The sequence below is a fragment of the Citrobacter sp. wls711 genome (assembly GCF_005281055.1).
Classification (GTDB): domain Bacteria; phylum Pseudomonadota; class Gammaproteobacteria; order Enterobacterales; family Enterobacteriaceae; genus Citrobacter; species Citrobacter gillenii.
Map to the genome: position 1 here is coordinate 1 of NZ_SZXC01000051.1, position 13039 is coordinate 13039.

The 13039-nt window shown below is 48.1% G+C and carries 9 protein-coding genes and 2 pseudogenes; 10 read left to right on the top strand and 1 reads right to left on the bottom strand.

Annotated features, from left to right (window positions below; all coding sequences use genetic code 11):
* The 10 genes and pseudogenes from FDW98_RS23685 to FDW98_RS15985 all read left to right on the top strand — a co-directional run.
* Positions 1 to 666, top strand: a pseudogene (locus FDW98_RS23685) (hypothetical protein); the annotation flags it as partial.
* A gap of 157 nt (positions 667 to 823) precedes the next feature.
* The gene (locus FDW98_RS15945; RefSeq protein WP_096755705.1) at positions 824 to 1090 is read left to right on the top strand and encodes a PAAR domain-containing protein; all 267 of its coding nucleotides are present in this window, start codon (positions 824 to 826) and stop codon (positions 1088 to 1090) included.
* A 6-nt stretch (positions 1091 to 1096) separates the two neighbouring features.
* Entirely contained in the window at positions 1097 to 2248 is a 1152-nt protein-coding gene (locus FDW98_RS15950) for a hypothetical protein (RefSeq protein WP_096755706.1), read from the top strand.
* A gap of 4 nt (positions 2249 to 2252) precedes the next feature.
* The gene (locus tag FDW98_RS15955; protein WP_137398882.1) at positions 2253 to 5669 is read left to right on the top strand and encodes an ImcF-related family protein; all 3417 of its coding nucleotides are present in this window, start codon (positions 2253 to 2255) and stop codon (positions 5667 to 5669) included.
* Entirely contained in the window at positions 5666 to 7264 is a 1599-nt protein-coding gene (tssA, locus tag FDW98_RS15960) for a type VI secretion system protein TssA (protein WP_096755708.1), read from the top strand. The genes FDW98_RS15955 and tssA overlap by 4 nt, the downstream gene beginning before the upstream one ends.
* Before the next feature lie 34 nt (positions 7265 to 7298).
* Entirely contained in the window at positions 7299 to 9065 is a 1767-nt protein-coding gene (tssF, locus tag FDW98_RS15965; protein ID WP_096755709.1) for a type VI secretion system baseplate subunit TssF, read from the top strand.
* Positions 9026 to 10123, top strand: a complete 1098-nt coding sequence (gene tssG, locus FDW98_RS15970) for a type VI secretion system baseplate subunit TssG (protein ID WP_096755710.1) — start codon at positions 9026 to 9028, stop codon at positions 10121 to 10123. The genes tssF and tssG overlap by 40 nt, the downstream gene beginning before the upstream one ends.
* Positions 10098 to 10631 (top strand): type VI secretion system lipoprotein TssJ, encoded by a 534-nt coding sequence (gene tssJ / locus FDW98_RS15975; protein ID WP_096755711.1) that lies wholly within the window; start codon positions 10098 to 10100, stop codon positions 10629 to 10631. The genes tssG and tssJ overlap by 26 nt, the downstream gene beginning before the upstream one ends.
* The gene (gene tssE / locus FDW98_RS15980; RefSeq protein WP_096755712.1) at positions 10631 to 11074 is read left to right on the top strand and encodes a type VI secretion system baseplate subunit TssE; all 444 of its coding nucleotides are present in this window, start codon (positions 10631 to 10633) and stop codon (positions 11072 to 11074) included. The genes tssJ and tssE overlap by 1 nt, the downstream gene beginning before the upstream one ends.
* Before the next feature lies 1 nt (position 11075).
* The gene (locus tag FDW98_RS15985; protein WP_096755713.1) at positions 11076 to 12446 is read left to right on the top strand and encodes a VasL domain-containing protein; all 1371 of its coding nucleotides are present in this window, start codon (positions 11076 to 11078) and stop codon (positions 12444 to 12446) included.
* A gap of 272 nt (positions 12447 to 12718) precedes the next feature.
* Here FDW98_RS15985 and FDW98_RS15990 read toward each other — a convergent pair.
* Positions 12719 to 13039, bottom strand: a pseudogene (locus tag FDW98_RS15990) (nucleotidyl transferase AbiEii/AbiGii toxin family protein); the annotation flags it as partial.

Sequence of the window (13039 nt, forward strand, 5' to 3'; positions counted from 1 at the left end):
GAGCTGATTGCCGCGCCGGTGGGAGAGGAGTATCTGGTATATGCCCTTATCCGGCCACATGCACGCTCGCTGACCATGCCGCCGTGGTGTTACCAGGGAATACGACGGGCACGAATAGACGCGATGAAAGTCCCCATTTCGATCGTTATTTTGTTAATTATTACGATGTTGGTAGTGTTTATTTACCAGGACGGCTGGGTTGTTACTGAAAAAATAGTGAGTGGGGTAACGATGTTTCTGACCATGGGAACCTTTCTGTATATTCTTCCCGCAATATGGACAATCTGGCGACGACATCCTTTTCCGAAAGAACAGCTGACGGAAGAGATATTGACTGTTGCTGGCTGGGAGATTCTGGCTATTCTGCTGCTGATAGTGGGTTCGTATAAAGAAGATTGGGTCCTTAGTGAAGGATTACTGCAAGTGATAATGATCTTTTTGGTTACGGGAACCTTTCTGTATATTCTTCCCGCAATATGGACAATCTGGCGACGACATCCTTTTCCGAAAGAACAGCTGACGGAAGAGATATTGACTGTTGCTGGCTGGGAGAATGTGACCAATATTGATTTGCGCAGATTAAAACGCAGAAGAATAAAAGAATTCAAAAAAAATGGAAAATCTGTGCGGGTAATGACATCAGGATGGTGGTTCTATTACTATTAGACGATTTTTATTTGTGGATTTAATTTTAAAGCTAAAATTTATTACCAGGTGAGATGTTATTATCTGATCTTTATCTTATTATATAAATATGCTGGATAATTTTTTGTTTTTTCAAAAAATAAATCTGGATAGTTATGTTGTTTTACAGTGAGGATTTATGTTTTTAGGTTTAGTCAGACTCAATGATCCATTAAGTAGTGGTGGTAAAGTAATTTCAGTTTCGTCAACGATAATTATCGATGGTTTAGGCGTCGCATTGCTTGATGACACTGTTATATGCCCTATTCCATTTCATGGAGTAAATAAAATAATTCAGGGTTCTACAGAGTGGATCTCAGATGGAAAACCAGTGGCTGTGCATAAATGCATGTGTCAATGCGGTTGTTATGTTATTTCAACTCTTCCCTGTAGCGGAATTTGGTAAGTTAAAATGAGTTGGAATATCCCGGTTAAAAAGAAAGTACAACCTATACCTTCTATTCGGTGGGGGCGTGATAGTGGTGTTTTTTTCTCATTGTTAATAATGATTTACCTGCTGTTTACTCTTTTTTATTATATTACTCATAATAGTGATTATTTTTATTATGCTTTCGCAATATCGTTAAGTGTTTTTATGGCGTTTATTATATATATAGGACTTCGATTATTTCAACTTGGTGTGTCTCTTGAACGAAATGAGTTGATATCAACGGAAAGTTCTAATATTGATTATGAGTGGTCTGAATGGGCGTCTGATTATATAAGCATTGTAGATTACAGCTATCTCTTTCCCGAAGAATCGCAAATACCCCATTTACTTGAAGTCAATGAGTTCAACGCCATTGGAACCAGGGCGTTACATTTTTCAGAATCAATCGATTATACTGTTTTATTCCATGAGTTATTGGCTCCCATGAGAGCCAGATTAATTGAGATTACTTCTGAAAAAGGTTTAGTTATTAACTTTATTATTGGTCAGATGTCAGGGATTTCAGCATGGCAGCCTTTTTTATTGGCCTGGAAACGACTTGGGCTCTCTGAAGACATAATTAAAAACAGTGAATTTATCTTGCACGATTATGTATTAAATATTAATGAATGGCTAAGCGTTACGGAGGATAAATTCAGGTTAATTATTGTAGGGGAAAAATCAACGGATATCAAAGATAATCACCATAGAACGGGGGATGGGATGTGTGCTTTTCTTTTCGCTCCGCCGGTGTTAGTTAATCAGAATAATAGTGTTGAGAAAGCAAGGTTATATAGGTCTATCTCTACGAATGAAGGTGAACTGTTCAACGACCTTAACGATCTTATTTTTTATCAGGCCAAGGTTGGGATAATTGACAATTTGTTGATAGGAAAGTATAGCGATAAAAAAGATGTGGCCAAGGTGGCAGTTCTTCTTAATGAACACAATAACAACCTTGAGCAATATTATGCAGAGTTATATATTGGCATTCACGGAGAGTTTGATATCTGGATGATGTTGATGTTTTCTTTATTGAATGGAAAAAATGTGAGTGCTGTGGATCTAATATTCTCGGAATCGAATGGAAAGATTATATTGTCGAGGGTTAAAAAAATCAGAAATCAGGAATAGATATATGAATAAGTCTACCTTGTTGCGGCTATTTGGTTGGCTATGTATTTTGGTTGTCGTTGGTTTGATATGTTACGTAGTGCTTTTTTATTACGGAGAGTATTTGGGGGTGGAGTCCCAAACAACAAGGATAATCGTCGTTACAACTGTTTTATTAGCGCTGTGTTATATTTTTAAATTATGGCAGATGAATGCGCTGAAATCAGTGCTGATATCGTACGTTCCATTGTTAAAATATAAATCAATTGTTTATTTTTTTATGCCATGGAAATCATCTGATAAGGCAAATGTGGGAAATAATACGACCACCGCATTAGATAGTAATATATTCATTAACATCCATTCTACACTTAAAGAGAATTACGGTCGTCGCTGGCGCGCCAAAACCCGCATCCTGCTGGTGATGGGGGATGCCTCTCAGGTTGATCAACTGGTGCCTAAACTCACCTCTCAGCGCTGGGCTGAAGGTGATGGTGTGGTGTTAATTTGGGGGGGAGATCTGGCTGAAACGCCGGATGTCACCTTGTTCAATGCGATACGCAAGCTGCATCGACGCCCACTGGATGGGGCGGTATGGGTGGGTAACCACTTCCAGCAACAGGATGTGCTGGTTCACACCGATCCCATCACTCCCTTAGCAGCACAACAGATGGACGACGTTGCTCGCCATCTTCAGGCTATTTTTACCACGCTTCGCTGGCGTATTCCGTTATATCTCTGGTCGCTGCATGGTACTCACTCTGCACATGATGGGGTAGATGCTCAGTCCGCAACCTGTTTGTTGTCACCGGGATGTACCCCGGCATTATGTCGCTTGCAGCTTACCTCGTTGGCTTCACAACTGGCGCAGCAGGGAACGCAGCAGCTCACGCTAAATATTCGCGATAACTTCTTACTGAAAATGGCTAATTTGCTGACGCATAGCGCCGCAGCCATTAGCGATTCGCTAACGACTTTTTTCAGCGCTCATCGCGCCCTCCCGCTGGCAGGTGTGATTTTTAGCCTGTCTGTAGAAGGTACTACGTCGCGAGTGGTACATGCCTGGACGGGTGATGATCGCTGGCGTGCGCTGCTTGATTCACTCCCCGCATTACCTGCTGAACTAAAGGCACAGCGCACAGGCCGTTCAGGGATGCGTGTGCTTGCAGTCGGTACTGCCGGTCTAATGTTGCTGTGGGGCGCGGGAATGGTGGTCTCATTTCTGGCTAACCGCAGCCTGGTGGTGGAAAGCCGGGATCAAGCTAAGCTGGCTGCCGGTCAGGATAAACCGCTCGCTGAGCGCCTTTCGGCGCTGTCCGCGCTGCAGCAAACGCCTGGTAAACTGCGCTGGCGCCAGCAGAATGGGGTTCCGTGGTATTACCGCTTTGGCTTAAGCCAGAACGATGCGTTGTTGGATGCGCTGTGGCCGAGTTATGCGCGTATCGCTATCCCGCTCTTGCGTGATGAAGCCGCAAAGCATCTTACTCAGGAACTCACGGCATTAACCCGGCTCGCGCCAGACAGCCCTCAGTTCGCCGGGCGGGCGAAGAATGCCTACAACCAGCTGAAAATGTACTTGATGCTTTCCCGGCCAGAGCAGATGGAGGCGTCATTTTTTAGCCAGACGTTGATGAAAGACTGGCCTGAGCGGTCAGGGATGTCACAGGCATCATGGCAGGGCGTAGGGCCTGGGCTGTGGCGATTCTGGGGGCAAAATCTGCCTGCGCATCCTGAATGGACGCTGGCGGCGGATAAAAATCTTATTAGCCAGGTGCGTACGCTGTTAATTCGTCAGATGGGGATCCGCAACGGTGAGGCTGCACTGTATCAAAAAATTATTGAGCAGGTGACTCCGCATTACACTGCTCTTCGTCTGGAGGACATGACCGGTGACACCCGTGCGGAGAGCGTATTTTATACCCGAAGTACGATTGCTGGCGTATATACCCGTAAAGCCTGGGAAGAGGAAGTATTGCCGGCGATAGAAAAAGTAGTGAATAACCGCCGGGAAGAAGTGGATCAGGTGCTGGGTGATGATACGCATTCCGCAAGCGATCCGCTCTCCCCGGAGGCGCTAAAAGCGCGCCTTAGCGAGCGTTATTTCACTGACTTTGCCGGGAACTGGCAGGATTTCCTCAACAGTCTGCGCTGGAAGCGTAGCCAGACTTTGAGTGATGCTATCGATCAACTGACGTTGATTGCCGATGTTCGTCAATCGCCTCTGGTTGCGCTAATGAACACACTTTCAGTACAAGGGCGTACCGGATTCACCGGAGAAGCGTTGTCGGACTCACTGGTGAAGTCAGCAAAAGATCTGTTTAAAACCAAAGAGAACCAGACGATTGATCAGCATGCGCGCGAAGACGGCCCCATGGCGGACACGTTCTCGCCGGTTCTCGCCTTGATGGACGATAAATCAGGTGGGCAGGATCTCAGCCATCTGAGTCTGCAAACCTATCTGACGCGGGTTACCCAGGTACGGCTGAAACTCCAGCAGGTGACCAATGCCGCCGATCCGCAGGGCATGAGCCAGGCGCTGGCACAAACGGTATTTCAGGGGAAAACCGTCGATCTCACCACCACGCGTGACTATGGCAATCTGGTGGCTGCGAGTTTAGGGCAGGCATGGAGTGGGTTTGGTCAAACCTTGTTTGTCCAGCCGCTGGAGCAGTCATGGCAGCAGGTTTTGCAGCCGACGGCAGCCGGGCTGAACGCGCAGTGGAAGGCGCTGATTGTTAATGACTGGAACAATGCATTTGGCGGACGTTACCCGTTTAGTGACGTAGGAAGTGAGGTCTCGTTGCCGCTGCTGGCCCAATATTTGCGCAATGATAACGGTCGGATCCCGCAGTTTCTCGAAAGTCACTTAAGCGGTGTACTGCATAAACAGGGCAGCCACTGGGTTCCTGATACGGTGAATGCGCAGGGGCTGGTATTTGATCCGGTATTTCTTGAGACGATGGATACGCTAAGCCAGCTTGCGGATGTGGCATTTACCCGTGGTGAAGCCGGTTTACGTTTTGAGCTACGCCCCGGAACCGCGCGTGATGTCATGCAAACCGATCTGGTGATTGACGGTCAGAAACTCACCTACGTCAATCAGATGCCGATATGGAAAAACATTGTCTGGCCGGCGGATACAGAAGCATCGGGCGCAACCTTAAGCTGGGTGAGCACGAAAACGGGGACCCGAATCTACTCCGATAATCCAGGAACCTGGGGCTGGATAAGGCTGCTTGAGAAAGCGGAGATTACCGATAATGCAGGGGTTAACAGTGGCTTTAACCTGCGCTGGACTGCCCAGGATGGCCTTCCGCTGAACTATACGCTGAGAACGGAAGCCGGTGATGGTCCGCTTGCATTACTCCAGCTACGCGATTTTGAGTTACCCGAGAATATTTTTGTTATAAGCAGTCAGACTTCATCAGAGGAACAAGAATGAGCGCCCTGAATCGTCTCCTGGCAGCCAGTATGACTTCGTCAGATGAACAACAGCGGTTGATGGAACAGGCGCAAGCGCAGACTGTGCTTTGGCAGAACTGGCTACTGCCGATTTCCGAGGTGAGTCCTGGCGGCGAAGATCCTGGTTATGATGATGATTTTCAGCGTATGAGAGAAGAGGTCAATAAACTCTCCGGCGCACAAACCGATCTCATCATTGCGCTGGCAGAAAAGCTTCTGACCACCACCAGTAAGGATGTTCGCGTCGTAACCTATTACACATGGGCTCGTTTGCATCGGGATGGTGAGCCTGGCCTCGCCGATGGCCTGACCTTACTGGCAGGTCTGATGCAACGTTATGGCGATAACCTGCATCCTTTAAGAGCTAACAGCCATAAGGCGGCTCTTGAATGGCTGGCTGGCGGACGGATGCTGGATAGTCTGGCACGTTACCCTGAAGTCTCACGACCCGATGCGCAACGAATTACCGGTGCGCTGATATTACTGCAGCAGCTGTTTAGCCTGCGGGAGGAGAACCTTCGCCCTGGACTCGGAGCGCTGTATAGCGCCCTGGAGAATCGTCTGGTGCAATCAGGCGGTGCTCAGACACTGGTACCGCAAAACATCGGGGTCCAGTCGGGTCGACAAAGCGCAGAAGCGCCAGCGCTCAAAAGTATTGCTTCCGGACGAGAACTGCTTGAGCAGACGCGAGTGCTGGCGAAATATCTCCGCGATCAACCCGACGGTTGGCTGGCGGCGCATCATTTGATGAAAAGCGTGCGGCTGGATACGGTCTGTCAACTTCCACCGCCCGATGGCGCAGGGCGTACGCGTCTGATACCCCCAAAGAGTGATTACCGAGCCCAGCTCAAGCGTCTGTACTTGCAACAAAGTTGGACAGAGCTGATTGAGTTAACGGACAGTTTATTTGCTGAGGGGGTTAACCACTTCTGGCTGGATGTGCAGTGGTATCTTCATCAGGCGGTCAGTCGGGCAGGTACGCCGTGGGATAAATATTCTGAAATTGTCATCAGCGATCTGAAGATGCTGCTGCATCGAATGCCGGGTCTGGAAACGCTGGCATTTAACGACGGTACTCCCTTTGCCGATGATGTTACCCGCGAATGGATAACCCGTGATGTTATGCAGGAGAGTGACTGGCAGACAGAGAACATCACGGCGGTTTCTGCCGGGGCTGACGACGATATTTTGCTACTGGAAAGCGAGGCTCTGGCGCTAGCCGATAGCGAAGGGATTGAGGCGGCGCTTGCCTGGCTTCAGGCTCGGCCCGGTATTATTTCGGTTCGCCAGCGCTGGCTGCGCCAACTGTTGATGGCTCGCCTGACTGAACAATGCGGCCGCAATGATCTCGCGCTGCATTTGCTTGGGGAGCTAAATACGGCAGCGCAGTCTCTTATCCTCGAACAGTGGGAACCTGAACTGTTGTTTGAAGTAAAAGCGAGACGCCTGAAATTACTGCGTTTAAAAGCCAACCGTAGTGAAAGTGATAAAACCCGTCTGGCGCAAGAAATGGACGCACTGTTGTCCGGATTGATCGCCATCGATCCCGCCAGGGCAGCCGTCTTATGCGGCTGAAGCAAAAACAGAAACAGAATAAGCGAACGGTGAAATGGAAGATTTAACTCTGCGTTATTATGATGCGGAAATGCGTTATTTAAGGGAAGCAGCAAAAGAGTTTGCTCAGGCGCATCCGGATCGGGCCGCTATGTTGGATCTGGACAAAGCAGGAATACCCGATCCCTATGTTGAACGATTATTTGAAGGTTTTGCATTTTCCATGGGGCGGCTCCGCGCCAAAATTGACGATCATCTTCCTGAGTTTACCGAAGGTTTGATGAGCCTGCTGTGGCCACATTATTTACGTACTATTCCTTCTTTAAGCATTGTTGAGCTTTTGCCCGACATTAATGTACTGAAAATGAATGAACGGGTGAGTGCGGGATTTGGCGTACTCTCTCAACCAGTTGGCCCTAAGAAAACAGTTTGCCAGTACCGCACCACACAACCGGTTGCGCTTAATCCGCTGCGTATCACGGCGGTAAATCTGGATGCTGAACCTGACGGTCGTTCTGTTATTCGTATCCGATTTACCTGTAATCCCCAGATGGATTGGTCACAAACTGATGTTAAAAATCTGAGTCTCTACTTGTGCGGTGACGCTCCGGTAACACATGCCCTGCATCTGGCATTAACAAAACGCCAGGCCTCTCTCCATCTAAGATTACCTGGCAACTCTGAACGTATTCGACTGGATGGCTATTTTTCACCTGGAGGATTTACCGAGGAAGATTGTCTTTGGCCGAAGGGGGATACTGTTTTTGGCGGCTGGCAGCTATTGCTTGAATATTTTACTTTTCGTGAAAAATTTATGTTTGTCCATCTTAATGGTCTGGATGAGATAACTTTTCCAGCAGGGATAAATGAATTTGAAATAGAAGTAGTGCTTAATCAACAATGGGATTCTGAACTTCCGGTAAGCAGCGAAAATATACGTTTGCATTGTGTGCCGGTTATTAATTTATTCACCATGGAGGCTGACCCGTTGGTCGTTAATGGGTTAGAAAGTGAATATTTATTGCGTCCGCGAAGATTGCAGGATGGGCATACCGAAATCTACTCTGTGGATGCAGTTTCGGGGTCGCAACGAACGCGTAGCGCTGTCTATGTTCCGTTCACTAGCTTCCGCCATAAAGGGGGACTAATGCACCGTAACGCACCGGAGCGTTATTACCATACCCGCGTCAGACGTGGCGTGGCGGGCCTCTATGACACATGGTTGATTTTGGGAGGCGATGCCTGGGAGCAAGAGCGTATCGCGGAACACGAAACGTTGTCATTGAAAGTGACCGGGACCAACGGTCAATTACCTCGGCGGGCTTTGCAGAGCGCTTTGCTTAATCGATGTGAACAAATTCTCCAGACGCCGCTTGCGGTACGCAATCTGTGTAAGCCGACCTTGCCTGCTTATCCGCCTGCCGAGGACCGCTTTCACTGGCGAGTATTGAGCCATTTAGGATCCAGTTTTCTGAATATGATGGCCAGCGCAGACGTGCTCAAGGGAACGTTATCTCTCTATAACTGGCAGGATGATGAACTTAATTACCGTCGTCTGGATGCCATTATGGATGTCCAACAGCATGAGATGCAGCGCTTTGAAAAAGGTTTTTTGCTTCGCGGTGTAGATATTGAAGTCACGCTTGATGAGAACGGATTTACAGGCGAGGGTGATATTCATCTGTTTGGCGAAATGCTTAACCGTTTTTTTGCATTGTACGCGGATATTCATTTGTTTAATCAGCTTACTTTAATCATTCAGCCGGCAGGGAAAAGCTTGCGATGGAAAGAGAATCACAATCAGCGACTGCCCGGTTGCTAAATACGCTTGGCGAAAAGCTACCGCGAACAAACTTTTATCGCTTCTGCCAGTTACTGGAGCAGTGGAATCCGCACATGCCCTGCCCGGGAAGCCAGCAGAGTCCACGGTATGATGTCATTCGCTTTCGCCCTCATCCTGGGATGGGATTTCCGGCGGGAGAGCTAAAAAGTGCCGAATATCATCCTGAGCAAACAATGTTTCCGCCCACGGTTCGCATCACCTTTATGGGGCTTTATGGTGTGGAATCACCTCTGCCGACAACCTATCTGGATGATATTGCCCAAAGGCAGGAGGGTTCGGATGTTGCCGCTGAATTCCTGGATATTTTCAATCATCGTTTAATTGCGCAATTTTACCGTATCTGGCGTAAATACAGCTATCCAGCGACTTTTCGTCCCGGAGGTACGGATGAGACGTCACAGTATTTGCTCGGGTTGACGGGGCTGGGGATCCGAGGTTGTGCAACGCAAACAGGTACGCCGGTCTCTCGTTTTCTGGCTTTGTTGGGAATAATGAGAATGCCGACGCGCACGCAGGAAGGCATCGCCGCGCTGGTGTATTTACTCTCGCCTACAACGAAGGTGACCGTGACGCCTCATGATAAGCGAGTCATCTTGCTGGATAAGGCGTTAACAATGCGCTCACGACAACCTGTTAGCCTCTATTCCCGCCCAGTGATGGGACAAAGCGCCGTGGATGTTAACAGTCAGGTGCTGATTACGCTGACCACGGATAATCGCGAGGAGATACGTAACTGGCTACCTGGTGGTCAGCTAAACGGTGATTTTTTAGCGCTAATGCATGTTTATTTAGGTGCCAGAGTAAACGCGAGGCTGCAATTACGCATTCCTCGCTCGGCACTTGCGGATGCTCAACTGACCAGTAGCAAAAGTGAACGAGCCGTACAGCTCGGTCGTACAGCGGTGATGCGGCTGGATAATACGAATAACGCAGAAGCAATGAATCAACTTATAACCATTAAACTTGGACTCTGGCAGAGTCTTAAACAAAATATTCAGCGGAGGGAAGCCGATGAGACTGGCGATTATCGCTATTAACGTTGCCGTAATAACCGGAATAGCCAGTTTACTAACCGGATGTGGTTTGACGCAAACGGTATCTGAAAGCACGGTATCATTAACTAAGTCAATTTTTTATAAGGAAATAAAAACGCTGCATTTAGATTTTCTGGCAAGAGAAGCGGTAAATAAAAATGCGCAGGGTATTGCACTTTCAACGGTTGTACGTATTTATCAACTAAAGGATCGTAAGGCATTTGATTCTGCAAATTATCAGTCATTATTTGCAGAGGATAGCACTGTGGTGAAAGCAGATTTAGTGGCACAAAAAGATATCAGAGTCCGTCCGGGGGAAAGCGTTACGCTCGATATTCCACTAGAAACAGAAGCACAATATATCGCTGTAGCAGGCATGTTTATTTCTCCCGAACAATCTGAAGATTCATGGCGAGTAGTATTAAGCCGTGAGGACCTTGATCCTGATAAGGCGCGGATTATTGAATTGAAAACTCAGGGACTGGCGCTCATGCCACTGGAGGACGAATAATGGTCAGACAACCTTCTCTGTATGACATTTTACTCGGGAATTTCGAGGGGGGGCTGCCTTTGCAGGCGGTCAGCGAAAACACACAGGTCATTCTGTCAGTTCTGGACAATATGCAACGCATTCTGAACACTCGCGCTGGCAGCCTCAAGCATCTCCCCGACTACGGCCTGCCAGATATGACGAAGATCCTCCAGGGTATGCCGGGGACAGCCCACCAACTTATCGGCACGCTTTCTCAGGTATTGCTGAAGTATGAGCCACGGCTCAAAGGTATTCAGGTCACGATGCAGGAACAGGAAGCGCCGGGGCATTTACGTTATTCCATCGATGCTGAACTTCATGATCTTGGCATTGTTCGCTATGGCACAGATTTTACCCCTGAGGGGCGGGTACTGATTCGTCACTTAAAAAGGCAGGGTTGGCTTGATTCTGGAGTTTATTAACATGGATAAAAACCGAATCAGTACGGGCAGCGATCCGCGTACTTTCGCAGAGTTTGGGTTGCTGCGGGATGAAATCAACAAGCTGACGCACCCTGCGCGTCCGGATGTCGACTGGCAAAAGGTTGAGCAGTTAAGCCTGGCGTTGTTCCGTAACAATGGGATCGAACTACAAACCCTTGCCTGGTATACCGTCGCCAGAATACGTAATGCGGATCTTATAGGGCTTGCTGAAGGTTGCGAACTCCTTGAAGCTTTACTCACGTATCACTGGACTACAATATGGCCGCAACAAACCCATGCGCGCATTGACATACTGGCCTGGCTGTCGACCCGACTACAGCAAGAATTGCGTACATTGACGCTGTCATATGCTGATCTCGCGACGGTGTATCGGGTTGAAAAAAGTTTGAAACAGGCCTGTGAAGTATTGCAACGCCTTGAATTGAAGGCGTTAAGCAAACTGGAAACCGTTGTTGCCTGGATGCACAATGCGGCTTTGCGACTGGAGACGTCTGAAGCAGAGTCGGGAGCCGCAGTCGTGATGGCATCCGCACCTGCCTCTGGCGAGCATAAAGAAATGCGCGCTGTTACGGTTAATAATATCTCGAATTCCTTACCTCAACTGGTATTTGTGGTCAATGAAACTGCACCATCCGAGCAAGTGAATACTGCAGGTTTTACCACTCATATTTCTTCCGGGCGCCGACAGCTGTGGCAGGGTTTTGCGACTGGCGTGCTGTTCACCGCGGTGGTGAGTGTTGGTATTGTTTGGGGGATCAACGTTATGCAGGCTTCGCAGTATGACGTGGTACAACCGTTACCGATGTCACTGACGCCTGCACAGTTGTCGGTCTTGAAGCAATCTTCAGGCCTGGATGAGAAAAAACAGAATGTTTTGGCTTCTACGCAGAAGCAGCTCGATGTTTTACATCACCAGCAACCTTTGTGGTCAAGGGAATATGCCTCAGCGATCGCGCAGCAGACAGCTACTCTGTGGCCAGAAGAAGCACAGGCTGCTGAGCTCGTCAGCGGATTATATAAACAGTGGGCTACCGAAGCGTTGCCAGATGGCGCATTACAGAACTGGCATCATGCACAGCTGGGGCTGGAGACGTTAACTGCCCAGCTAAATGCGCTTGATGAGCGTAAGGGGAAATATTTAACCGGTTCGGAATTGAAGTCCGCGATTTTTGCTATTCGCCGTCAACTTGATGAAACGCCGCCGCCAGAAGAATTACTGCGTAAAATGGACGTGGAATTGAAAACACAAGGGAGTATATCGCCAGCTTTATATCAGCAGCTTGATATGCGCCTGAATCAGCTTCTCAATCGTTATGCGTTGTTGAAACAAAGCATTAAACGGAGCGAATAATCGCACGACGTTTAATGAATAGCCTGTATTCCCAGAAAGCAAAAAACCAGCCCGTAGGCTGGTTTTTCTAAATAGTGGTGTCGGACTCGGGAACATTTAGCTATCTATTAAATCGAAAATTATCATAAATCTGTTTTTGGTAAATTGTCAAGACCCGGAGTTTGACCCGTATTTTTACTTGTAAATCAAAACAGTGACTTTAAACGTATAAAAAACCGTTCGGTTCGATACTCCGGTTCAATTCCCTTGAGTGCCTTCGCCTGCCATAATTTTCAAAACTCTGGCGCAGAATTACCCTGAAAATCCCGTTGTACCTGCTGCAATAATCCTGTGATTTCTGCCGTTAAAAACACGAAAAACTTCTCTTTATGCAGTGTACGCTCCTGTACGTCCTGCGGGATAAAACGCGCCATTTCGTTACGGAAGGCATCGCCTTTAATAATATCTGGCAGGCGTTCCAGCATGGTAGCTAGTTTTTGCGGGTAATCGTCAATGAAATAATCAGCCACTTTATTGCGTACCCAGTCAGTACGTACCCTCGCTCCCTGCTGCTTTAGCCAGCGCAGATCCCAGATATCGCGGTGGCGTACATA

Bases quoted from the DNA above. Each gene is read 5' to 3' on its own strand.
- FDW98_RS15945 (WP_096755705.1), top strand. From the start codon at position 824: ATGTTTTTAGGTTTAGTCAGACTCAATGATCCATTAAGTAGTGGTGGT.
- FDW98_RS15950 (WP_096755706.1), top strand. From the start codon at position 1,097: ATGAGTTGGAATATCCCGGTTAAAAAGAAAGTACAACCTATACCTTCT.
- FDW98_RS15955 (WP_137398882.1), top strand. From the start codon at position 2,253: ATGAATAAGTCTACCTTGTTGCGGCTATTTGGTTGGCTATGTATTTTG.
- tssA (WP_096755708.1), top strand. From the start codon at position 5,666: ATGAGCGCCCTGAATCGTCTCCTGGCAGCCAGTATGACTTCGTCAGAT.
- tssF (WP_096755709.1), top strand. From the start codon at position 7,299: ATGGAAGATTTAACTCTGCGTTATTATGATGCGGAAATGCGTTATTTA.
- tssG (WP_096755710.1), top strand. From the start codon at position 9,026: ATGGAAAGAGAATCACAATCAGCGACTGCCCGGTTGCTAAATACGCTT.
- tssJ (WP_096755711.1), top strand. From the start codon at position 10,098: ATGAGACTGGCGATTATCGCTATTAACGTTGCCGTAATAACCGGAATA.
- tssE (WP_096755712.1), top strand. From the start codon at position 10,631: ATGGTCAGACAACCTTCTCTGTATGACATTTTACTCGGGAATTTCGAG.
- FDW98_RS15985 (WP_096755713.1), top strand. From the start codon at position 11,076: ATGGATAAAAACCGAATCAGTACGGGCAGCGATCCGCGTACTTTCGCA.